The sequence below is a fragment of the uncultured Bradyrhizobium sp. genome, assembly GCF_936943645.1.
In the GTDB taxonomy this organism is placed as follows: Bacteria; Pseudomonadota; Alphaproteobacteria; order Rhizobiales; family Xanthobacteraceae; genus Bradyrhizobium.
In genome coordinates, this window is record NZ_CAKZJO010000052.1 from 212,613 (window position 1) to 236,311 (window position 23,699).

The 23,699-nt window shown below is 65.3% G+C and carries 16 protein-coding genes; 9 read left to right on the top strand and 7 right to left on the bottom strand.

The window, feature by feature from the left end; genetic code table 11:
* Positions 1 to 107: 107 nt before the first annotated feature.
* The 4 genes from Q0743_RS11830 (at position 108) to Q0743_RS11845 (ending at position 4,436) form a co-directional block, all read left to right on the top strand.
* The gene (locus Q0743_RS11830; protein ID WP_298241694.1) at positions 108 to 830 is read left to right on the top strand and encodes a hypothetical protein; all 723 of its coding nucleotides are present in this window, start codon (positions 108 to 110) and stop codon (positions 828 to 830) included.
* Positions 831 to 953: 123 nt separating this feature from the next.
* A complete protein-coding gene (locus Q0743_RS11835; RefSeq protein WP_298241695.1) occupies positions 954 to 1,733 on the top strand; it encodes an enoyl-CoA hydratase in 780 nt (259 codons plus the stop codon).
* Between the two features lie 220 nt (positions 1,734 to 1,953).
* On the top strand, positions 1,954 to 3,351 hold the full coding sequence (locus Q0743_RS11840; RefSeq protein ID WP_298241696.1) for a TolC family outer membrane protein: 1,398 nt from the start codon (positions 1,954 to 1,956) through the stop codon (positions 3,349 to 3,351).
* Between the two features lie 122 nt (positions 3,352 to 3,473).
* Positions 3,474 to 4,436: an amidohydrolase family protein gene (locus Q0743_RS11845; protein ID WP_298241697.1), complete on the top strand. Its 963-nt coding sequence runs from the start codon at positions 3,474 to 3,476 to the stop codon at positions 4,434 to 4,436.
* A 2-nt stretch (positions 4,437 to 4,438) separates the two neighbouring features.
* Here Q0743_RS11845 and Q0743_RS11850 read toward each other — a convergent pair whose 3' ends face one another.
* From Q0743_RS11850 to Q0743_RS11860, 3 genes are all read right to left on the bottom strand, one after another.
* Positions 4,439 to 7,555: a CusA/CzcA family heavy metal efflux RND transporter gene (locus Q0743_RS11850; RefSeq protein WP_298241698.1), complete on the bottom strand. Its 3,117-nt coding sequence runs from the start codon at positions 7,553 to 7,555 to the stop codon at positions 4,439 to 4,441.
* Between the two features lie 38 nt (positions 7,556 to 7,593).
* The gene (locus Q0743_RS11855; RefSeq protein WP_298241699.1) at positions 7,594 to 8,838 is read right to left on the bottom strand and encodes an efflux RND transporter periplasmic adaptor subunit; all 1,245 of its coding nucleotides are present in this window, start codon (positions 8,836 to 8,838) and stop codon (positions 7,594 to 7,596) included.
* Between the two features lie 145 nt (positions 8,839 to 8,983).
* Positions 8,984 to 10,396 carry a CoA transferase gene (locus Q0743_RS11860; protein WP_298241700.1) on the bottom strand — a complete coding sequence of 471 codons (1,413 nt, stop codon included), beginning with the start codon at positions 10,394 to 10,396 and terminating at the stop codon, positions 8,984 to 8,986.
* Positions 10,397 to 10,464: 68 nt separating this feature from the next.
* On the opposite strand from Q0743_RS11860, the gene Q0743_RS11865 reads away from it, so the two are divergent.
* Positions 10,465 to 10,752, top strand: a complete 288-nt coding sequence (locus Q0743_RS11865; protein ID WP_298241701.1) for a hypothetical protein — start codon at positions 10,465 to 10,467, stop codon at positions 10,750 to 10,752.
* 172 nt (positions 10,753 to 10,924) lie between these two features.
* Complete coding sequence (locus Q0743_RS11870; protein WP_298241702.1) at positions 10,925 to 11,695, top strand: SDR family oxidoreductase; 771 nt, start codon at positions 10,925 to 10,927, stop codon at positions 11,693 to 11,695.
* Between the two features lie 183 nt (positions 11,696 to 11,878).
* Here Q0743_RS11870 and Q0743_RS11875 read toward each other — a convergent pair whose 3' ends face one another.
* The 3 genes from Q0743_RS11875 to Q0743_RS11885 are packed head-to-tail and all read right to left on the bottom strand — an operon-like array spanning position 11,879 to position 17,698.
* Complete coding sequence (locus Q0743_RS11875) at positions 11,879 to 15,421, bottom strand: error-prone DNA polymerase (RefSeq protein WP_298241703.1); 3,543 nt, start codon at positions 15,419 to 15,421, stop codon at positions 11,879 to 11,881.
* Positions 15,418 to 17,013 (bottom strand): DNA polymerase Y family protein, encoded by a 1,596-nt coding sequence (locus Q0743_RS11880; protein WP_298241704.1) that lies wholly within the window; start codon positions 17,011 to 17,013, stop codon positions 15,418 to 15,420. Before Q0743_RS11880 ends, Q0743_RS11875 begins: the two co-directional genes overlap by 4 nt.
* Positions 16,910 to 17,698, bottom strand: a complete 789-nt coding sequence (locus Q0743_RS11885; protein WP_298241705.1) for a DNA repair protein — start codon at positions 17,696 to 17,698, stop codon at positions 16,910 to 16,912. The genes Q0743_RS11880 and Q0743_RS11885 overlap by 104 nt, the downstream gene beginning before the upstream one ends.
* A gap of 163 nt (positions 17,699 to 17,861) precedes the next feature.
* On the opposite strand from Q0743_RS11885, the gene Q0743_RS11890 reads away from it, so the two are divergent.
* The 3 genes from Q0743_RS11890 to Q0743_RS11900 all read left to right on the top strand — a co-directional run bounded on the left by Q0743_RS11890 (position 17,862) and on the right by Q0743_RS11900 (position 22,267).
* The gene (locus Q0743_RS11890; protein WP_298241706.1) at positions 17,862 to 19,097 is read left to right on the top strand and encodes a putative DNA modification/repair radical SAM protein; all 1,236 of its coding nucleotides are present in this window, start codon (positions 17,862 to 17,864) and stop codon (positions 19,095 to 19,097) included.
* Positions 19,097 to 20,539 carry a UdgX family uracil-DNA binding protein gene (locus Q0743_RS11895; RefSeq protein ID WP_298241707.1) on the top strand — a complete coding sequence of 481 codons (1,443 nt, stop codon included), beginning with the start codon at positions 19,097 to 19,099 and terminating at the stop codon, positions 20,537 to 20,539. Before Q0743_RS11890 ends, Q0743_RS11895 begins: the two co-directional genes overlap by 1 nt.
* A gap of 99 nt (positions 20,540 to 20,638) precedes the next feature.
* Positions 20,639 to 22,267, top strand: coding sequence for an inorganic phosphate transporter (locus Q0743_RS11900; protein ID WP_298241708.1), 1,629 nt, complete (start codon positions 20,639 to 20,641; stop codon positions 22,265 to 22,267).
* A gap of 169 nt (positions 22,268 to 22,436) precedes the next feature.
* Here the strand turns inward: Q0743_RS11900 and Q0743_RS11905 are convergent, their stop codons facing one another.
* Positions 22,437 to 23,609, bottom strand: a complete 1,173-nt coding sequence (locus Q0743_RS11905; RefSeq protein ID WP_298241709.1) for a M20 aminoacylase family protein — start codon at positions 23,607 to 23,609, stop codon at positions 22,437 to 22,439.
* Positions 23,610 to 23,699: the final 90 nt, after the last annotated feature.

Sequence of the window (23,699 nt, forward strand, 5' to 3'; positions counted from 1 at the left end):
GTTTTTGCCCGGTGTAACCCGAAGATTCCCATTTTCTGCCCCGCTGTCGTCACGCCCCAGGGTCTCTGTTCGATCCCGGGACGGGCGGAATTGGGGAGATCATCGCCATGATGAAAGCCAGCGGGCGCGCGGCCCTGATCGTTCTGGCCGGGCTTTTGTTGCTGTTCGGAGGCCTTGCACAGGCGGCCCCAAGCTCAGCCACCGGCAAATCGGACAGCGCGGGCCAGCAGGTCGACACGGCCAAGCCCAGCAAGCACCGGCGCCACGAGTCACGCCGCACCAACAGCAGGAAGACGGCGCAGAAGTCGGACGACAAGACCGAAGCCCCGGCGAAGGCCGACGAGGCCAAGTCTGATGGCAACAAGTCTGATGGCAACAAGCCCGATGGCAAGACGGCTGATGGCAGGACGGCTGACAACAAGGCCGACAATGACTTGCCGGCGTCGAGCCAGATGCCGCCGGCAATCGCCAACGCCAACGCGCAGCTCGCCGCGACCGATACACCGACCGCGGCTGCGGCCTCCGCGATGACGGATCGCGCCAACGACAACGTCCAGGCGGCCGCCGACAATACCAGCGCGCCGAACGCCGAGAATCAGGTCGTCGCCCCCGATCAGCTCAACGACATCGATCGCGCCCTGCAACAGGATACCCCGCCGGCGCAGAAGACGGTCCTTGCCGCAACCGAGGCCCAGCTCCGGCCGGCACCGGTGATGGCGAGCAGCCAGCAGAGCTCGGCCTGGGACCAGAGCTCCCTGATCGGCAAGATCTTCATCGGCGTCGGCACGCTGCTGACGCTGGCGTCCGCCGCACGCATGTTCATGGCCTGATTCATGGCCTGATTGCCGGTTGGACCAGGACGCGCGGCCGGCGCGTCCTGCGTTCCCGGCCCCTCTTGAAGGCATCCGCGCCAGCGGGCACATTGCCCGCTCAATCAAAAGCGTGGGTGAAGCATGAGCACGTTCGAACACATCATCGTCGAAAGCAAAGGCGCGGTCGGTATCATCAAGCTGAACCGGCCGAAGATGCTCAACGCGCTCTCCTTCGGCGTCTTCCGCGAGATCGCTGCGGCCGTCGAGGATCTCGAGGCCGATGACGCCATCGGCTGCATCGTCGTGACGGGCAGCGAGAAGGCCTTTGCCGCCGGCGCCGACATCAAGGAGATGCAGCCGAAGGGCTTCATCGACATGTTCTCCGAGGATTTTGCCGCGATCGGCGGCGACCGGATCGCGCGTTGCCGCAAGCCGACGATCGCGGCAGTTGCGGGTTACGCGCTCGGCGGCGGCTGCGAGCTCGCCATGATGTGCGATTTCATCATCGCCGCCGACACTGCCAAGTTCGGCCAGCCCGAGATCACGCTCGGCACCATTCCCGGCATTGGCGGTACCCAGCGCCTGACGCGTGCGATCGGCAAGTCCAAGGCGATGGACCTCTGCCTCACCGGCCGCATGATGGATGCGGCGGAAGCCGAGCGTTCCGGCCTCGTCAGCCGCATCGTGCCCGCCGACAAGCTGATGGACGAAGTGATGGCGGCAGCCGAGAAGATCGCGTCGATGTCGCGCCCCGCGGTCGCGATGGCGAAGGAAGCCGTGAACCGCGCCTTCGAGACCACGCTTGCCGAGGGCATGAGTGTCGAGCGCAACCTGTTCCACGCCACCTTCGCTTTGGAGGACCGCTCCGAGGGCATGGCGGCGTTCATCGAGAAGCGCAAGCCGGTGAACAAGAACCGGTAAATTCGGCGGACGGTCAGGCTTGTGTAAGGCTCGGCCGCGTTCCCGCACGATCCCTGTGACGAAGCTGCAACAAGCACGGATTTCATGGGGGTTTCCCCCGCGGCAGTTTGCCTGCGGGACCTCGGCTGGTTAAACAGTTAAGAGGCCCCGTCGGCGGGGGCGGACAGCCGGGGTTAAGCGGGATTACATGATTGGGCGTACCGCCAGAGCTGGTCGCGTGATGACGCGACGCCGATCGGGCGTGGGTCCCGTGCTTGCGACATGGACCACGCTGGCGCTCTGTTGCGCCCTGCCCTCCGCCGCCCGGGCCGAAGCCCTGCCGGACGCGCTCGCCAAGGCCTATCAGACCAATCCACAGCTCAATGCCGAACGTGCGCGGCAACGCGCCACGGACGAGAACGTGCCGGCGGCCCTCGCCGGCTACCGGCCGCAGATCGTGGCGAGCCTCAGCGCCGGGCTGCAAACGGTTCGCAATCTCTTGCCCGACAACACGATCCAGACCGGCAACCTCAAGCCCTGGATCATCGGCGTCACCGTGACGCAGACCCTGTTCAACGGCTTCCGCACCGCGAACAACGTACGGGCCGCGGAACTTCAGGTGCAGTCGGGCCGCGAGGCGTTGCGCAATGTCGGCCAGGGCGTGCTGCTCGACGCGGTCACTGCCTACACCAACGTGCTCGCCAACCAGTCGCTGGTCGAAGCGCAGCGTTCCAACGTCGCCTTCCTGCGCGAAACGCTTTCGGTCACCCAGCGCCGCCTCAACGCCGGCGACGTCACGCCGACCGACAGCGCGCAGGCCGAGGCGCGCCTCAACCGCGGCCTTTCCGACCTCAACGCCGCCGAAGTCGCTCTCGCCGTCAGCCAGGCGACCTATGCGCAAGTGATCGGCAATTCGCCGTCGCAGCTGCGGCCCGCCGACGTCGTCGACCGCTACCTGCCGAAGAGCCGCGAAGACGCCATGACGATGGCGATCCGCCAGCACCCGGCGGTGATGGCCGCCGGCTTCGACGTCGACGTCGCCTCCACCAACATCCGCATCGCCGAAGGCGCGTTGCTGCCGAGCGCCACCATCCAGGGCAGCGCCAGCAAGAGCCGCAACAACGACCCGACGCTCGGCACCTTCGCCGAGGACCAGGCTTCCATCGTCGCCAGCGTCACCGCGCCGATCTATGACGGCGGCCAGGCCGCCGCGCAGACCCGGCAGGCCAAGGAGATCACGGCGCAGAGCCGCCTCGTGCTCGACCAGATACGCAACCAGGCGCGCACTGCGGCGGTCAGCGCCTGGGTTGCCAATGAAGGCGCCAAGGTCGCGGTCTCGGCCTCGGAGTCAGAGGTGAAGGCGGCGACCGTCGCGCTGCAGGGCGTGCAGCGCGAGGCCGCCGGCGGGCAACGCACGACAGTCGACGTCTTGAACTCGCAGGCCGATTTGATCCAGGCCAAGGCCCGCCTGATCGGTGCGCAACGCGATCGCGTGATTGCCTCCTACACGCTGCTCAGCGCCATCGGCCATCTCGACGTCAAGACGCTGAACCTGAACACGCCGGATTACCTGCCCGAGGTTCACTACCACCAGGTCCGCGATGCCTGGCACGGCCTGCGCACGCCATCGGGGCAGTAGTTTCAATACATCGAGCTCCGCTTGCGGTGTTTGTCGAGCAGCCATGCAGCGAAGCGCGGCGGCGGCTGTCGGGCCGATGTGATACCGTCCCGTGCGACCAAAAAAAATCGGGGAGAGAAACCGTGCTCGATCGACGCAGTGTTCTGCTCGCCTCCCTCGCCGCCGGAGTAGCCATGACCAACAGAGCCCACGCGCGCGCGGCGCAGCCCGCGACACCGATCAATTTCGACGTTCCGCCGCATGCCTGCGACTGCCACACCCATATCCATGGCGATCCCGAAAAGTTTCCGTTCTTCGCAGGACGCGTCTATACGCCGGAGCCGGCGAGCCCGGAGGAAATGGCGGCGCTGCACAAGGCGCTGCATATCGAGCGCGTGGTGATCGTCACCCCGAGCGTCTACGGCACCGACAACTCCTCCACCCTGTTCGGCATGAAGGCACGCGGCGCGACCGCGTGCGGCGTCGCCGTGATCGACGACAAGACCACCGAAGCGCAGCTCGACACGATGCAGCAGGAAGGCTTCCGCGGCATCCGCCTCAATCTCGCGACCGGGGGCGTCAACGATCCCAATGTCGGCCGGCCGCGCTTCACGGCCGCTGTCGAGCGCATGAAGGCGCGCGGCTGGCACGTGCAGCTCTACACCACGCTCGGCATGATCTCGGCGATCAAGGATCTCGTCGAGGCCGCGCCGGTGCCGGTCGCGTTCGACCATTTCGGCGGCCTCGAAGCCGAGCGCGGCCTCGAGCAGCCGGGCTTTTCCGATCTCGTCGCGCTGGTGAAGTCCGGCAAGGCCTATGTGAAGATCTCGGGTGCCTATTGCTCCTCGAAACTCGCGCCCGATTTTCAGGACATGGTGCCTTACGCACAGGCGCTGATCGCGGCAAATGCGGACCGCATCGTCTGGGGCACCGACTGGCCGCATCCGGATTCCAGTCGCGTCGAAGGACGCAAGGCCACCGACATCGCGCCACTCTATCAGATCGACGACGGGCGTCTGCTCAACCAGTTGCCGGTGTGGGCACCCGATGCCGCCGTGCGCAAGAAGATCCTGGTCGACAACCCGGCGCGACTTTACGGCTTCTGACGTCAGCGCGCGCGGCGCGAGAAGAACGAGATCAGGACCGGCAAGGTCACGAGGATCACGACCGGCGCCAGCATCATGCCGGTCACGACGACGACGGCGAGCGGCTTCTGCACCTGCGAGCCGATGCCCTCCGACAGCGCCGCCGGCAGCAGGCCGACGCCGGCGACGACGCAGGTCATCAGCACCGGCCGGAGCTGCAGCTCGCCGGTGCGCACCACCGCGCTCATGCGATCCATGCCTTCTTCGATGAGCTGGTTGAACTGCGACAGGATGATGATGCCGTCCATCACGGCGATGCCGAACAGCGCAATGAAGCCGATCGCCGCGGAGACGCTGAACGCGGTGCCGGAGATCAGGAGGCCCAGCACGCCGCCGAAGATCGCCATCGGGATCACGCTCATCGCCAGCAGCGTGTCAGCCATCGAGCCGAAATTGAACCAGAGCAGCACGCCGATCAGCGCCAGCGAGATCGGCACCACGATCGACAGGCGGCGGATCGCGTCCTGGAGATTGCCGAATTCGCCGACCCATTCCATGTGCGAGCCCGGCGGCAGTTGCACCTGCTCGGCGATCTTGTCCTGGGCCTCGCGGATCGCACTGCCGAGGTCGCGCTCGCGCACCGAGAACTTGATCGGCAGATAGCGTTCCTGCTGCTCGCGATAGATGTAGGCAGCGCCCGAGACCAGGCTGATCGTGGCGACCTCGCTGAGGGGAATCTGGGTGACGGTCCCGTTCGGCCCGGGTGCGCCGATGCGCAAATTCTGGATCGCCTCGGCACTGCGGCGGTATTCCGGCGCGAGGCGAACGATGATCGGGAAGTGACGGTCGGAACCGGGCTCGTAGAGATCGCCGGCCGTGTCACCGCCGATCGCGACCTTGATTGTGGCGTTGATGTCGCCCGGCGAGAGGCCATAGCGCGCGGCCTTGGCGCGATTGATGTCGATCTGGACGGTCGGCTGCCCGAGCGAGGTGAACACGGCAAGGTCGGTGACGCCCTGCACGGTCGACAGCACCTGCTTGATCTTGTTGGCGGTGTCGGTGAGCGCCTGAAGGTCGCTGCCGAACAGCTTGATCGAGTTCTCGCCCTTCACGCCGGAGACGGCCTCGGAGACGTTGTCCTGGAGATATTGCGAGAAGTTGAACTCGACGCCGGGGAAGCGGCCGTCGAGCTGCTTGAGCAGCTGCGCGGTGAGCTCTTCCTTGTCACGGGTGCCGGGCCACTGGCTGATCGGCTTCAGCGGCGCGAAGAACTCGGCGTTGAAGAAGCCGGCGGCGTCGGTGCCGTCGTCAGGACGGCCGTGCTGCGACACGACGGACTCGACCTCTGGCCGGGCGCGGATCAGCTTGCGCATCTCGTTGACGTAGCTGTTGCCTTCCTGAAGCGAGATGGTCGGCGGCAGCGTGGCGCGAATCCAGAGATTGCCCTCCTCCAGCTTCGGCAGGAATTCGAGGCCGAGCAGCCGGGCGAGCGCCACCGTCATCAGCACGAGCCCGACCGCGCCGCCGAGCACGATGGCGCGATGGGCGACCGCCCATTGCAGCAGCGGCGAGTACAGGCGATGCAGGATCCGCATGACCCTGGTCTCGGTTTCCTCGACATGCGCGGGCAGGATGATCGCGGACAATGCAGGCGTGACCGTGAACGTCGCAAGCAGTCCGCCGGCGAGCGCATAGGCATAGGTGCGGGCCATCGGCCCGAAGATGTTGCCCTCGACGCCGGACAGCGTGAACAGCGGCAGGAAGGCCGCGATGATGATCGCCGCGGCAAAGAAGATCGAGCGCGAGACGTCGGCGGCCGCGCTGAGGATGGCGTGGCTCTTCATGCCGAACAGCGTCTCGTTGGACATGTGCTCGGATTCAGACATCGGCGTCGTCTGCGTCAGGCGACGGAAGATCGCCTCCACCATGATGACGGTGGCATCGACGATCAGGCCGAAATCGATCGCACCGACCGACAGCAGATTGGCCGATTCCCCGCGCAGCACGAGAATGATGACGGCGAAGAACAGCGCAAACGGAATCGTGGCGCCGACGATCAGCGCGCTGCGGAGGTCGCCGAGGAAGATCCACTGCAGCAGCACGATCAGCAGGATGCCGACCACCATGTTGTGCAGCACGGTGTGAGTGGTGAGCGCGATCAGATCGCCGCGGTCGTAGATGCGCTCGATGCGCACGCCGGGCGGCAGGATGCTGGAATTGTTGATGACCTGGACGAGGTGGTGGACCCGCTTGATGGTCGGCGAACTCTGCTCACCGCGTCGCATCAGGACGATGCCCTGCACGATGTCGTCGGCCTCGTCGAGGCCGGCAATGCCGAGGCGCGGCTTCTGCCCGACGGTGACGGTGGCGACGTCCTTGACCAGCACCGGATTTCCGCCCGTCTGCGAGACCATGGTGTTGGCGACATCGTCGATGGAACGGATCAGGCCGACGCCGCGGACCACGGCCGATTGCTGGCCGATATTGACGGTGTTGCCGCCGACATTGACGTTCGCATTGCCGACCGCCTGCAGCAGTTGCGGCAGCGTCAGGCCGTTGGCAACGAGCTTGTTGAAATCGACCTGGATCTCATAGGTCTTGCTCTTGCCACCCCAGCCGGTGACGTCGATCACGCCGGGCACGGCACGGAAGCGGCGTTGCAGGATCCAGTCCTGGATGGTCTTGAGATCGAGCACGCTGTAGTTCGGCGGACCGACCAGACGGTAGCGGAAGATCTCGCCGATCGGACTGAGCGGCGAGATCTGCGGCTGCACGTTGCCGGGCAGCGGCGCGAGCTGCGCCAGGCGGTTCAACACCTGCTGCAACGCCTCGTCATAGGTGTAGGCGAAGGAGAACTGGATTTTGACGTCGGACAGACCGTAGAGCGAGATGGTGCGGATGGTCGTGATGTTCTTCAGGCCCGCGACCTGGGTCTCGATCGGGATCGTGATGTAGCGCTCGATCTCCTCCGCCGACAGACCCGGCGACTGCGTCACGATGTCGACCATGGGCGGGGTCGGATCGGGATAGGCTTCGATGTTGAGCTGGTTGAATGCGATCACGCCGCCGATCAGCACGGCGACGAACATTCCAACCATCAGAAAGCGCCGGTTGACGGCAAGGGCGACGAGACGATCCATTCAAGCTTCGGTTTGTCTTGAGTTTATTGGGTCGTCGATCAGCTACCGGACGCCGCGCGGTCGATGAACAGGCTGCCCTTGACCACGATCTGCTCGCCGGGTCGGAGATTGCTGGTGACCTCGACGAGGTTGCCGTTGACGAGGCCGATCTTGATCTCGCGCAGTTCGACCGACTTGTCGTCGCGCGCGACCCAGATGCGGACCTTGTCGGCCTCATAGATCAGGGCCTGCTTCGGCACGGCCGGCGCGGCGCGGTCGCCGGCCGAGTAGATCGTGACGTTGGCGAACATTTCCGGCTTGAGCAGGCCGTCCTTGTTGTCGATGGTGGCGCGGACCAGCAGGCGGCGGGTGGTGGGATCGATCGCGGCGGCGACGTAGTTGATCTTGGCCGTCAGGGGGCGGCCCGGCAGCGCCATCACGTTGACGGTGATGTCCTGACCGATGCACACCGCGGCCGCGTCGCTCTCGCGCACGAAGGCGGTGAGCCAGACGGTGGAGAGGTCGCCGATCACGAACACCGGATCGCTGGCGCCGGAATTGACGTACTGGCCGGGACCGATCTTGCGCTGTACGACCGTGCCGGCGATCGGCGAATAGATCGTGACTTCCGGATTGATGGCGCCCTTGTCCTGGAACGTCTTGATGGTCTCGTCGGTGAAGCCGAGAATGCGCAGCTTGTTGCGCGCGGCTTCCAGCGCGGTCCCGGAGGAGCGCATGTCGTTGCGCGCCTGCACCTGGGTCGCTTCCGCCTGCTGGTAGTCCTTCAGCGGAATGGCGTGGCCCTCGTAGAGGTCCTTGGCACGCTTGAACTGGATGTCGGAGAGCTCGAGCGCCGACCTCGCCTTGTTTTGCGAGGTCATCGCCGCGATGAAGTCGTTCTGGGCCTGCACGGTGTCGGCGGCCTCGATTGTGAACAGCGGTTGACCTTGCTTCAGCATCTCACCCGGCTTGGCCAGCAGCTTGGTGACGCGGCCGGCATAGGGCGAGAACACCGGCGTCGAACGATCCTCGTCGACGGCGACCTTGCCTTCGGTGACATATTCGGCGCGGAAGGCCCTGGCCTTGACCGGCTCGATCGTCAGCGTCGCCCATTCGGACGCTGTCGGCGTGAAGTTCTGCGCATTCCTGCGCGATTGGCTGGAAATCTCGGAGTGCTTCTTTTCCTTGGGTCCCAAAGAGAGGAAGCCATAGGCACCGGCGCCGGCAAGAACTAGTAGAACTACGGACGTGATCACCCGTTGTTTTGTAAACACCTGCAATCGCTTGGTATTTTCAACTACCATGGAGCCCGGTCGTGTCTGCGACGATCTCGGCAGGTCCCTGCCTTATCGGTTGCGCTAATAGTGCCGAATTGGGATTTCAAACAACCTAAAAAACGCTGGACGCCTTTCGGTTTGCGTTAAATTTTTGCGACGTGTCAGCTTCACGTCAGCTTCGCGCCGGCCACTGTGCCGGATGACTGCCGAGTGGCATCGCCCGACGCGACCAATGTGCCGGCGTTGTCGACAGCATCGCCGAATGACGAACTGCCTTCAACATGCCGAAGCCAGATGACATGCTCTCGATGAACGCAGCATGTACAGCCTCGCCCGTAAGATCCGGGGTGTTCAGTCCATCGTCGAGCCGGCCGAGATTCCACAACCAGCGCCCGGTCTGCGCCAGTGACACGCGCACGTGCCAGCTGCCGCCTTCGCGAGCCTGGCGCAGCTTGGCCATCATCGCGCCGAACGCCATCAGATAGCCGGTGGCATGGTCGAGCATCTGCGCCGGCAATTCCTTGGGACCATCGAGGCCGGCAGCGCGCCCCTCGGCGTGATTGAATCCCGTCGTGGTCTGCACGAGGGAATCGAAGCCGCGCCGCTCGGCCCAGGGGCCGGCATGGCCATACGCGGACAGCGTGACGTAGACGATGCCGGGATTGAGGCTCGCTGCATCCTGCGGCGAAAAGCCGAGCGCCGCGAGCGCACGCGGGCGATAGCCTTGCGAGAAGATGTCGGCGTCTTTCAACAGTTCGCGCAATTGAGCCCTGCCCGTCTCGCTCTTCAGCTCGATGAAGGTGGTGAGCTTGCCGCGGCCGGTGTCGATGGTGAGCCAGGGAATGGCGGGCAGCTCCGGACCCGACACCAGCAGCACATCCGCTCCGTGCGCGGCAAGCGTACGGCCGGCGACGGGGCCGGCAATGACGCGGGAGAGATCGAGCACGCGAAGACCTGCGAGCGGACGATCGTCCTTCGAGTTTCCTTGCGGCCACGGCTTCGGCGCGGCCTCGCCGATCTTCTCGATCGAGATCAGCGGCAATTGCGCGAGCGCGTGCGCCTGCGGCAGCGCGGACCATTCGTCGTAAGAGCGCATCAGCGCGACCACGCCGCCCGCGGCATAAGCCGCAGTCTCGAAATCTTCACCTCGCCATTGCATCAGCGCCGCCTGCACCTTCTCGCGCTCGGGTTCGCAGGCCAGAACGCTGCAGACGGCGTCGCGATGGTGTGGGAAATTGGTGTGGCAGCGAACAAAGCGGCCATCGCCGGTCCTGTAGACGCCGGCAATCGCATCCCATGCCGGCGGCGGAGGCTTGTCGTCGAGGCGCAAATAGCGTTCGGAGCGGCACTCGGCGACGGCGTGGCGCATGTCGACGGAGACGTCTTGTACCTGCCCGCTGCGCAGCCGCCAGATCTCGGCAGCGGCAAGGCCCGCGGCGGCAATGGTCGTCTGTCCGGCGACGGCCACACGGAACGAGGACGGAAGCTGCGGCTCCTCGCCGGTCAGCCGCACGCGTTCGAGCGCGGCCGTATCGCCGCCGGCTGAGGTCCAGACATCGCTGAGAATATCGGCGGGGCTTTGCATGACCGCTTCTCTCCCTCGTCGTTTGCTGTACTTTTCTCGACCATGTCATGATCGCAGAAAGGAATGCAATGGCCACCATCGATCCCCTCATCGCCGGTGCCGTGTTCGTCGCAACGGCCGCGACCGACGCCGTCTACGTCATGTTCACCTCGGCCGTCATCGCGCGAAGACGCGTGCCGGCGGCAAACTGGAGTGCGATCTGGTACCTGCTCTCCTCCTACGCCGTGATCAGCTACACCGAAAACGCCTTCTACGTCGCCTTCGCCGCGATCGGCTCCTGGGCCGGCGCCTATGCCTCGCTGACCTTCCTGCACCGCCCGCCCGGCGGCCCGCCGGTGGGGGCGGCGCCGGAGTGATGCCAGTCTCTCTCCACGTCATTGCGAGGAGCCTTTGCGACGAAGCAATCCAGCATCCCTCCGCGGATGAATTTCTGGATTGCTTCGCTGCGCTCGCAATGACGGCGTGGAGACTACTGTGTCTCACCCGAAACAGCTACAATCTCCGCACCAACAAAAAGGAAAGCCAACAATGGATCTCGGTCTCAAAGGAAAGAACGCCATCGTGCTCGGCGGCACGCGCGGCATCGGGCGGGCGATCGCGGCAACGCTCGCCGGCGAAGGCGCCAATGTCGCGGTGTGCGCGCGCAATGCCGATCAGGTCGCAACCACCGTCGCTGAATTGAGGGCGAGCGGCATCAAGGCGACCGGCGGCGCAGTCGACGTCACCGACGGCGCGGCGCTGAAGTCCTGGATCGAGGGTGCCGCAAAGGAGCTTGGCGGCGTCGACCTGCTGTTCTCCAATGCCGGCGCGATGGCGCAGGGTCACGATCCCGCATCCTGGCAGCAGAATTTCCAGCTCGACGTTCTCGGCGCCGTGCACGCGTTCGATGCCGCGCGGCCATTTCTCGAAGTGAGCGGCGCTGGAAGCGGCGATGCCGCCTTCGTCATCATCTCGTCGATCTCGGCGGCGCAGGCCGACACCGCAAGCTCCTACGGCCCGATCAAGGCCGCGCTGATCCACATGGCCAAGGGACTGGCGCGGCAATACGCCAGGAAGAAGATCCGCGTGAACGTTGTCTCGCCCGGCACCGTCTATTTCAAGGGCGGCGTCTGGGAGATGATCGAGAAGAACATGCCCGACCGCTACAACGACGCGATGAGGCGCAATCCGACCGGACGCATGGCAACGCCGCAGGACATCGCCAATGCCGCGGTGTTTCTGGCGAGCCCGGTCTCGGGGTTCACGACGGGGTCCAATCTCGTCGTGGACGGCGCGATCTCGAACCGGGTGAATTTTTGAGGTGCGACAACGTTCGTAACCCACCCGTCATCCTGAGGTGCGAAGCTTGCGATGCGAGGCATCGCAGGCTGAGCCTCGAAAGATGCACGGCCCCGATGCAGCCGGGCCGTCGCCCTTCGAGGGCCGCTAAAGAAGCGGCCACCTCAGGGTGACGGTGAGAGATTTTCGCCCGTTGAACAGGTCTCAATGAAAGTCCCGCGACGGCGGCAGGATGCGGACGTTGCGGGGGTGGCGGATTTTTTGCGCGGGCATGTCCGCGAGCGAGCGGGGGTCTTCGTTGAGCGGCTCGACCAATGTGGCGCCTGCCGGCACCGGATGCTTGCGGCTCAGCGCGTCGTTGGCAAGGCTGACCAGATCGTGCGAGCGGTCGATCATGCGCTGGGCGATCAGATGCGTCACCTTCTCGGGGCTGCTCTGGATATAGCCCTGGACCTCGATGAGGCGCGCGCCCATCACCTCCTTGCGATACTGCTCCATGACCTTGGGCCACACCACGACATTGGCGATGCCGGTCTCGTCCTCCAGTGTCATGAAGACGACGCCGCTGGCGCTGCCCGGCCGCTGCCGCACCAGCACCACGCCGGCGCAGCGGACGCGGCGCCGCTCGTTCTCGTGGTTGATCTCCCTGCAGGCGACGATGCGCTCGCGCGAAAACATCTCGCGCAGAAACTCCATCGGATGGCCCTTCAGCGAGAGCCGGATGGTCTGGTAGTCCGCGACAACCTGCTCGGGGAGCGGCATCTCGGGCAGCGGCTTTGCGTGCTCGTCCGGCTGCTCGCGCGCGGTCGCCGCCTCGAACAGCGGCAGCGGCACGTCGTCGGGCAATCGCCGCACCTGCCACAGCGCCTCGCGGCGGTCGAGCCCGAGCGAGCGGAACGCGTCGGCATCCGCCAGCAGGATCAGCGCGGGCTTGGGCAGGCCGGTGTCACGGGCGAAGTCTTCGAGCGAGGTGAAGGCACGGCGGTTGCGGGCGGCGACGATGCGGTCGGCCCAGTCTTGCTCCACCTCACTTAAGGCCGCACGGGAAGTGGTAGGGCTCTCTCCCCCCTTGTGGGGGAGAGTTGGAGAGAGGGGTAAGCCACGACCACCGTCCGTGCGGCTCACCCCTCTCCCTACCCCTCCCCCACAAGGGGGGAGGGAACCCATCCGTTCGTGCGTCCCTGACTCCTGTTCATCCACGCTTCGCTTGCGCAACGCCTGGCTCCTTTTCAGCCTCTCCTCATCTTCATCGAGCCAGTGGAAACCGTCGATCTGGCGGAAGCCGAGGCGCACGGCGCAATATCTTTTGCCGGTGTTCTCCAGCGTGTTCTGCGCAAAGCTGTGGGACACGTCGATGTCACGCACCTCGACGCCATTCTTGCGGGCATCGCCGACGATCTGTGCCGGGGCGTAAAAGCCCATCGGCTGCGAGTTCAACAGGCCGCAGCAGAACGCGTCGGGGTGGTGATGCTTCAGCCATGACGAGATATAGACGAGTTGCGCGAAGCTCGCGGCATGGCTCTCCGGAAAGCCGTAGGAGCCGAAGCCCTTGATCTGGTCAAAACAGCTTCTGGCGAAATTGGCATCGTAGCCGCGCGCCACCATGTTGCCGATCAGCTTCTCCTCGTACTGGCCGATGGTGCCGACATTGCGGAAGGTCGCCATCGAGCGGCGCAGGCCATTGGCTTCCTCGGAGGTGAATTTCGCCGCCTCGATCGCGATGCGCATCGCCTGCTCCTGAAACAGGGGCACGCCCTTGGTCTTGTGCAGCACCTTGTAGAGCTCGTCCGCAGGACCATGCTCTGGGGATGGCGAGGGATAGGTCACCTTCTCCAGACCGTTTCGCCGCCTCAAGTAAGGATGCACCATGTCGCCCTGGATCGGCCCCGGACGCACGATCGCGACCTCGATGACGAGATCGTAGAAGGTCCGCGGCTTCAGGCGCGGCAGCATGTTCATCTGGGCGCGGCTCTCGACCTGGAACACGCCGAGCGACTCGCCTCGTTGCAGCATTTGATAAACTTCGTCGTCATCCTCCCCCTTGATATCCGCCAGCACGTAGCGCTTGCCCTTGTGCTGGTCGATCAAGTCAAAACATTTCCTGATGCAGGTCAGCATGCCCAGGGCGAGCACGTCGACCTTCATCATATGAAGCGCATCGACGTCGTCCTTGTCCCATTCGATGAAGGTGCGATCGTCCATCGCGGCATTGCCGATGGGGACATAGGTGTCGAGCCGGTCCTGGGTCAGCACATAGCCGCCGACATGCTGGGACAGATGGCGCGGGAATTCGATCAGCTCGGTCGCAAGCTCGACCGCGAGATTGATCATGGGATTGCTGGGATCGAGCCCGGCCTGCCGGACCTGCATGTCATTGAGGCCCTTGCCCCAGCTGCCCCAGACGGTGTCGGCGAGCGCGGCGGTGACGTCCTCGGTCAGGCCCAGCGCCTTGCCGACGTCGCGGATGGCGCTGCGCGGACGGTAGTGGATGACGGTGGCGATGATCGCGGCACGGTGGCGGCCGTAGCGGCGATAGACATATTGCATCACCTCCTCGCGCCGCGAATGCTCGAAATCGACGTCGATGTCGGGCGGCTCCAGCCGCTCCTTGGAGATGAATCGCTCGAACAGTAGGTCCACCTTGGTCGGGTCGACCGAGGTGATGCCGAGCACGTAGCACACGGCCGAATTCGCCGCCGATCCGCGGCCCTGGCACAGAATGTTCTGGCTGCGCGCGTAGTGCACGATGTCGTGCACGGTGAGGAAGTAATGCGCGTATTTCAGCTCGGCGATCAGCGCGAGCTCCTTGTTGAGCGTCGCGCGCAGCTTGTCGTCGATCTCGCCGCCGAAATATTTGTCGACGCCCGCCCAGGTCAGGTCCTCCAGATGTCCCTGCGCGGTCTTGCCCGGCGGCACCGGCTCGTCAGGATACTGGTATTTGAGCTGATCGAGCGTGAAGTCGATGCGATCGGCAAACCGCATGGTTTCCGCGATGGCCGCGGGGAAGTCGCGGAACAGCCGCGCCATCTCGCGTGGTGTCTTCAAGAACCGCTCGGCATTGGCTTCCAGCGTCCGCCCCACAGCCTCGATCGTGGTCTTCTCGCGGATGCAGGTCAGCACGTCCTGAAGCGGCCGGCGGCCGGCATCATGATAGAGCACCTCGTTGGTCGCAAGCAGCGGCACTTTTGCCTTGGCGGCGAGATCATCCAGCTGTGCCAGGCGGCGGCGGTCGTCGCCACGATAGATCAGGCTCGCCGCCAGCCATACCCCCTCGGCGCCGCTGGTCCTGAGCCTGGCAAGGATATCGAGCGCCTGCACGGGATCGAAACGATGCGGCAGCGTCAGGATCAGAAGCTGGCCTTCCGAGAATGCGAGAAGATCGGCAAAGGCGAGACGACATTCGCCCTTCTCGATCCGCGTGATGTCGTTCCCACGCTTGCCCCGGGTCAGGAGCTGGCACAGTCGGCCATAAGCGGCGCGGTCGCGCGGATAAACAAGAATGTCGGGCGTGCCGTCGACGAAGACGATGCGCGCGCCGATCAAGAGTTTCGGCTTGTGCAGCACCTTGTCATTGTCGAGCTCGTTCCAGGCCCGCACCACGCCGGCGAGCGTGTTGTGATCGGCAATACCGATCGCGGGAATGCCGAGCTTGCTCGCCTGATGCACATAGGCGCGCGGATCCGAGCCGCCGCGCAGGAAGGAGAAATTGGTGGTGATGCCGATCTCGGCGTAAGCGGGAGCCATCATGCGAAGAGACCGTGCACATACCAGTTGGGCGGCGCGGGCTTGCCGTCGGCGTCGAACACCTCGCCCTCGTAGAGACCGTCGCGAAAGATCCAGAAGCGCAGGCCCTCGGCATCCTCGATGCGGAAATAATCCCGCGTCAGCTGCTTGCCGTCCTGCCGCCACCATTCCATGGCGATGCGCTCGGGTCCTTCCACCCGCACCACCGCATGTTTTGCGCGCCGCCAGGTGAATTGATGCGGCGGACCGTCGGGCACCGTCGCGAACGGCACGGTGACCGGCTCCGGCTTGTCGAATAGCCGCAAGGGGCGCAGCGGCGGCTCGTTCTCGGCACGCGCGGGCCATTCGGCCTGCATGGCGGCGGCGAGATGATGCTGCGCGGGCGCGGCCAGCACCGCCTGCTCGGGGATATGGGTATCCTCGGGCAGGTGCACGATCACGCGCTTGCCGCCGATGCGCGCGGCGATGCGGTCGATCAGCGCGGCGAGCTCGTCATTGTCGTGGACATGGGCATCGAGATCGCGCTGCTCCTGCACCACGATCTCGGTGCGGCTCGCCGACAGGCGCACCATGTCGAAGCCGAAGCCGGGATCGAGGGGATCGGCGAGCGCATCGAGCCGCTCGCGGAACAGGCGGTCGATCACCGCGCTGCGCGTCACGGGACGCCCCGTCTCGACCATGATCGCACGCACCGCGCCGTCGGTACGGAAGAAGGCGGCCTCCAGCCGCCGCGCGCCCTTGCCCTGTTTCTCCATGGACGCGATCAACGTGTCGGCGAGCCGCGACAGCGTCATCGCGATCATGGTGTCGGTCGCGATCGGCTCGGCGAAGCGCTTCTCGACGATGTAATCGGGCAGCGGCTTGCGCGGGTTGATCGGCGCATCGCCCTGCCCCAGCGCATGGGCGAGCAACGTGGAGAACCGCGCGCCGAACCGCGCCGTGATCTCGCTCGGCCTGCGCGCGGCGACGTCGCCGATGGTCTTCAGGCCGGCGCGGCGCAGGCCGGTGGTGACGGCCTCGTCCGCGCCGAGCGCGGATACCGGAAACCGGTCGATCGCCGCCGCCTCCCCGCCATCGGGAATGATGCTGCCGGAGGTCTGCCGCGTCAGCGTGCGCGCGCAGACCGAGGTGCCGGCGATCGCCGCCCCCACGGCAAAGCCCTGGCGGGCCAGCGCCTGGACCAGTGTTCGCAACAGCGCGGCCTCGCCGCCGAACAGATGCGCGCAGCCGGTGATGTCGAGGAACAGCCCGTGCGGCGGATCGAGCGCCACCAGCGGCGTGAAGCGGTCGCACCAATCGGCGATGTCGCTCAGCGTCTTGGCATCGGCCACGACATCGGCGTCGAACACACGCAAATCCGGGCACATCGCCCGCGCATTGGCCAGCGGCTGGCCGATATACAGGCCGAGACGCTCGGCGGCCTCGTCCAGCGCATGGATCACCAACGCATTGACGTCCTTGATGACGACAATGCTCGGCTCATGATTGGCGTTACCCAGCCCGGCGCTGTTGAAAAACCGCTGAATCCGATCGATCGGCAGGCGCGGCAGCCACAGGCTGAGAATACGTCGACGGTTCACTGAACTGGCACTCATCACAATTCCATTCCATGATCCACCGGCCGCATTGGCCATGACGATTGCGCAACAGCTCGGCATCGAAGCGCGGCGCGCCCCAGGCGCTCCACATCGGCCCCGGCGGCGAATGCGCCGCGCGCAGCATCCATCGCGTCTCCGCGGTCGAGGGCAGCGGCTGGGCGGCCATGCGCAGCATCAGGCCGGTGACGCCGGAACCTTGCGCGGCCAGCGTCAGCTTGCGGCTCGCCACCAGATCGAACTGCCTGACATCGCCCCAGAGCTCGAGCACGACAGCGCCCAGCGCGTCGCAGGCGAGTGCATCGGCGGAGCTGCGTAGCGCGCTCTCGACATCGGCGGCGCGCACCAGCACCACGCGGCGCGGATCGAGGCCGAGTTCGGCGAGCCCGCTCATCGACAGCGCGCCGGTTTCCAGTTCCGAAAAATCCTGTCGCACCCACAGCAGCGGCCGCTGCGCCGAGACGCGTCCCGCCAGCCCCATGACGAACCCCGTGGCAGCCGTGCCCTGGCGCCCCTCGCAAAACACCTCGTGGATCGCCGCGCGCGCGAGCCCGCCCTTCAGCACGGCATCGACCTCGCGATGGCCGAGCGCGATGCGCTCGTGCTGATGCACGACCTCCGCCGTCTCGATCCGTTCGATCTGGCCGCGCAAGGTCGCAAGCGCGCTCATGCGTGCGCCGCTCATGCTCGCCGCTCCTTCAGGGGTGAGTGCCGAAATTCCTGGAAATAAGAACCTACGGCTGGCTCATTTGTTCATGATATGTTCTAATATAAAGCTAACGCCGGCCGGTGAGTCAATCGAATTGCGGCTCATTCGGATTCGTCAGCTGAATCAAAGGGATTCCGGGATGGACGTACAACGCAAGCTGGAAATTCTGGCGGATGCCGCCAAGTACGACGCCTCGTGCGCCTCCAGCGGCACCGAGAAGCGGGATTCCAGCGACCGCAAGGGCATGGGCTCGACCGCGCCGGGCATGGGCATCTGCCATTCCTATGCGCCGGACGGACGCTGCATCTCGCTGCTCAAGGTGCTGCTGACCAACGCCTGCAATTACGACTGCCTCTATTGCGTCAACCGCGCCTCCTCGAACGTAGCCCGCGCCCGCTTCACCGTCGACGAGGTGGTCAAGCTGACGCTCGACTTCTACCGGCGCAATTACATCGAGGGCCTGTTCCTCTCCTCCGGCATCATCCGCAGCCCCGACTACACCATGGAGCAGGTCGTCAGCGTCGCGCGAAGCTTGCGCGAGGTGCATCACTTCCGCGGCTACATCCACCTCAAGACCATTCCCGAGGCCGACGACGCGCTGATCGCGGAGGCCGGCAAATATGCCGACCGCCTCTCCATCAACATCGAGATGCCCGAGGAGACGAGCCTGCAGCAATTCGCACCCGAGAAGGACGTCCGCGCCATCCGTCGCACCATGGGCCGGCTGCGGCTGAAGCTCGACGAGGCCGAGGAGAACCGCGTAGCGAAGACGAAGGCCAGGCCGCAACGTTTCGCGCCGGCCGGCCAGAGCACGCAGATGATCGTCGGCGCAGATAGCGCCTCCGACCACACCATTCTCCACACCAGTTCCAATCTCTACGGCTCGTACAAGCTGCGGCGCGTCTATTACTCCGCCTTCAGCCCGATCCCCGACGCCAGCCGGGCCTTGCCGCTGGTGCAGCCGCCGCTGCTGCGCGAGCACCGGCTCTACCAGGCCGACTGGCTGATGCGGTTCTACGGCTTCGACGTTACGGAGATCGTCGACGACAGCGCCATGCTGCCGCTCGACATCGATCCGAAGCTCGCCTGGGCGCTGCGCCACCGCGACCGCTTTCCGCTCGACGTCAACCGCGCCAGCCGCGAGGAGCTGCTGCGCGTGCCCGGCTTCGGCACCAAGGCGGTCGAACGCATCATCGCGACGCGTCGCACCACCACGATCCGCCTCTCCGATTTGGCGCGGCTGCATGTGCCCAGGCACAAGGCGCTGCCGTTCATCGTCCTCAGCGATCACCGCCCGTCCCCGCATCGCCTCGATGCGGCCGGGCTGATCGAACGTTTCAAGCCCAAAGCAACGCAATTGGGGTTTGGCTTCTGATGCCCTACATCACCCTCGACACCGAAACCGATTTCGACGGCTGGCGCAAAGCGGCGCGCAGTCTCGCGCTGCATCATGTGCAGCCCGCCGATGTCACCTGGACCGTGCCAGGCCGCGATGCGGAGCTGTTCGCACCGCAAGCGCCATCTCCGATCCTCGAGGTGAACGAAGGCACCTTCAGCGTATCAGGCAAATTCGTCGAACTGGCCCAGGCCGCAATCCTGCATCGCGATCCCGAGCGCTTTGCGATCCTCTATCGCCTGCTCTGGCGCCTGAAGGACAATCACGACCTCATCGACGTCGCGACCGATGCCGATGTCGCGCAAGTCACTGCGATGGCCAGAGCGGTTCGTCGCGACGAGCACAAGATGCACGCCTTCGTCCGCTTCCGCGAGATCGGCAGGGAACGCGAGGCGCATTACGTCGCCTGGTTCGAGCCGGAGCATCACATCGTCGAACTCGCCGCGCCGTTCTTCGCCAAGCGCTTCGCCGACATGCCCTGGTCGATCCTGACGCCGGATCTCTGCGCGCATTGGGACGGGCACACGCTCTCGTTCACGCCGGGCGTCAGCAAGAGCGAAGCGCCAGGCGAAGACCGGCTGGAGGAAACCTGGCGGCGCTATTACGCCAGCATCTTCAATCCGGCCCGGCTCAAGGTGAAGGCGATGCAGGCCGAGATGCCGAAGAAATACTGGAGGAACCTGCCGGAGGCCTCGATCATTAAGCCCTTGATCGAGGACGCCGAGCGCATGACCGGCGCCATGATCGCCAACGCTGCAACCGATCCGCACAAGCCTCAGAAGCGGCCGGAGGCCCCGATGACCCGCAAGCCTGCCGCCAACGATCTCGACGCGCTCCGCGAGGAGGCCGCCCATTGCCGCGCCTGCCCGCTCTACAAGGACGCGACCCAGACCGTGTTCGGCGAGGGCCCCGGGAATGCCAACATCATGCTGGTCGGCGAGCAACCCGGCGACAAGGAAGACCTCGCCGGCCATCCCTTCGTCGGCCCGGCCGGCCAGATGCTGGACCGTGCGCTGGAGGAAGCCGGTGTCGACCGCAAGAAGGTCTACGTCACCAACGCCGTGAAGCACTTCAAATTCGTGCCGCGCGGAAAGATCCGCCTGCACCAGAAGCCGAACACGCCGGAGATCCGGGCGTGCCGGCAATGGTATGAGCGCGAAGTCGCCGCGGTCCAGCCCGATCTGATCGTGGCAATGGGGGCCACCGCTGCGCAAAGCGTGTTCGGCAAGATCACTCCGATCGGCAAGACCCGCGGCCGGCTCATCGACCTCGAAGACGGACGCAAGGCGCTGGTGACGGTGCATCCGTCCTATCTACTGCGGCTGCCCGATCCGGAAGCCAAGGCGCTGGAATATCGGCGCTTTGTCGAAGATCTGAAGATCGCTGCCGGGCTGCAGAGGAAAGCCGCGCACGCCGCCTGATCAGTGGTGGGAAAACGGCCTTCAACCGCCGCTTGTCATCCGGCCTTCAAATCCATCGCAGACAATGCCCTTCAACTGCAAGTGAAGGGGCGTCCAGACATGACCGATGTTGCATTCGACCGCGCGGTAGCCGATCCCGCGCCCGTCCAGCCGGCCTCACGGCCAAATCTCGACAAGGGCTTCAATCCGCTGACGATGATCCTGTTCTTCGGGATCCTCGCCGCGGGCCTGCTGTTCGTCGCCTACAGCATCTATGTCGACGTCAATGCCACCGGCACGAAAGTGACGACCTATCTGCCCTACATCCTATTGCTCGTCGCGCTGCTGATCGCGCTCGGCTTCGAATTCGTCAACGGCTTCCACGACACCGCCAATGCGGTCGCGACCGTGATCTACACACATTCGCTGCCGGCTGAAGTCGCGGTGATGTGGTCGGGCTTCTTCAACTTCCTCGGCGTGCTGCTGTCCTCCGGCGCGGTCGCCTTCGGCATCGTCTCGCTGCTGCCGGTCGAGCTGATCCTCCAGGTCGGCTCCAGCGCCGGCTTCGCCATGGTGTTCGCGCTGCTGATCGCCGCGATCCTGTGGAACCTCGGCACCTGGTTCTTTGGTCTGCCCGCCTCCTCCTCGCACACGCTGATCGGCTCGATCATCGGCGTCGGCATCGCCAACGCCGTCATGCGCGGCCGCGACGGCACCTCGGGCGTGGACTGGAGCAAGGCCACCGAGATCGGCTACGCGCTGCTGCTGTCGCCGCTGGTCGGCTTTGCCTGCGCCGCCGTGCTGCTGCTCGTGCTCAAATTCGTCGTGCGCAACCCCGCGCTCTATGCCGCGCCCGAAGGCAACAAGGCGCCGCCGTTGTGGATCCGCGGCCTGCTGATCGCGACCTGCACCGGCGTCAGCTTCGCGCACGGCTCCAACGACGGCCAGAAGGGCATGGGCCTGATCATGCTGATCCTGATCGGCACCGTGCCGACCGCCTACGCGCTCAACCGCGCGCTGCCGGAATCCCAGGTCGTCCAGTTCCAGAAGACCTCGGATGCCGCCTCCAAGGTGATCGCGGCCAAAGGCGCCGGCCACAGCATCATCGGCGATCCCCGCCCCGCCGTGACGCAATACATCGCGCTGCATCAGATCAACGAGGGCACCTATCCTTCGCTCGCCGTGCTGGTGAAGGACGTCGGCGATCAGGTCGCCAAATACGGCACCTTGAACAAGGTCCCTGCGGAAGCCGTCGGCAACACCCGCAACGACATGTACATGACCTCGGAAGCGATCCGGTTCCTGATGAAGGACAAGGAGAACGATCTCAACAAGGAGGAGATCGCGACCCTGAACGCCTACAAGGGTTCGCTCGACGCGGCCACCAAGTTCATTCCGAACTGGGTGAAGATCGCGGTTGCCATCGCGCTCGGCCTCGGCACCATGATCGGCTGGAAGCGCATCGTCGTCACCGTCGGCGAGAAGATCGGCAAGAGCCATCTCACCTACGCGCAGGGCGCCTCCGCCGAGCTCGTGGCGGCCGCAACGATCGGCGCGGCCGACGTATTCGGCCTGCCGGTCTCCACCACCCACGTGCTGTCGTCCGGCGTCGCCGGCACGATGGCCGCGAATGGCTCGGGCCTGCAATGGTCCACGATCCGTAACCTGCTGATGGCCTGGGTGCTGACGCTGCCCTGCGCGATCATGCTGTCGGCCACGCTCTACGTGATCTTCTCGCGGGTGTTCTGAAGACCGCTCCACTCCCTCTCCCCGTCCTTACGGGGAGAGGGTTGGGGTGAGGGGCTGCTTCCGCAATCACGATGGGAGATGGACTCGCGGAGAGTCCCCCTCACCCGGAATCCGCGCTACGCGCGCATTCCGACCTCTCCCCGCAAGCGGGGCGAGGTGAAAAGAAGAGTTAAGACGCCGCCAGCGATTCCTCGACCAGCTTCACCCAGTACGACGTGCCGAACACGATCGCCTCGTCGTTGAAATTGTAGGCGGGGTGATGCAGACCGGCGCTGTCGCCGTTGCCGCAGAAGATGAACGCGCCAGGGCGCGCTTCCAGCATGTAGGCGAAATCCTCGCCGCCCATCAGCGGCGGCATCTCGTGCACATTGGCGTCCCCGGCGACCTGCTTGGCGATACGGCGCGCCACCTCGGTCTCCGCGGCATGGTTGTTCACGACCGGATAGTTGCGCTTGTAGTGCAGATCGATCTTGGCGCCGGTGATCTGCGCCACCCCGGCGACCACCTCGTGCACGCGCTTCTCGACGAGCTTGCGCACCTCGGGCGAGAGCGTGCGGATCGTGCCCTTCAGCGTCGCCGTCTGCGGAATCACGTTGCGGGCGTTGCCGGCGTGGAATTCGCAGATCGAGATCACCGCCGATTCCAGGGGATCGACACTGCGTGCGACGATCGACTGCAGCGCCGTGATCACCTGCGCGCCGACCAGCACGGAATCGATGCATTTGTGCGGACGCGCGGCATGGCCGCCGAGGCCTTCGATGTTGATGTCGACCTCGTCGGTCGCTGCCATGATCGGGCCCGGCCGGATCGCGAACGAGCCGATCGGGATCCCCGGGCCGTTGTGCATGCCGTAGACCTGCTCGATGCCGAAGCGCTCCATCAGGCCGTCCTTGACCATGGCCGCGCCGCCGGCGCCGCCTTCCTCGGCCGGCTGGAAGATCACGATCGCATCGCCGGCGAAGTTGCGGGTCTCGGCGAGGTAACGGGCTGCCCCCAGCAGCATCGCGGTATGGCCGTCATGGCCGCAGGCGTGCATCTTGCCCGGGGTTTTGGAGGCATAAGGCAGGTTGGTCTGCTCCTCGACCGGCAGCGCATCCATGTCGGCGCGCAGGCCGATCACCTTGAGCCCATCACCGGCCGGCTTGCTGCCCTTGATCACGCCGACCACGCCGGTCTGGCCCATGCCGGTCACGACCTCGTCGCAGCCGAACTCGCGCAGCCGATCGGCCACGAATGCTGCAGTGCGGTGGACGTCATAGAGCAGCTCGGGATGTTCATGGATGTCCCGGCGCCAGGCCTGAATATCGGGTTGGAGGTCGGCGACGCGGTTCACGATGGGCATGGAGGGTCTCGAGCTTTGTTGAAAATGCAGCACTGTCTACCATGCAAGCCACAGTCCACCCAACTGCCCGGGATCGTGGTCTAGCCCTGC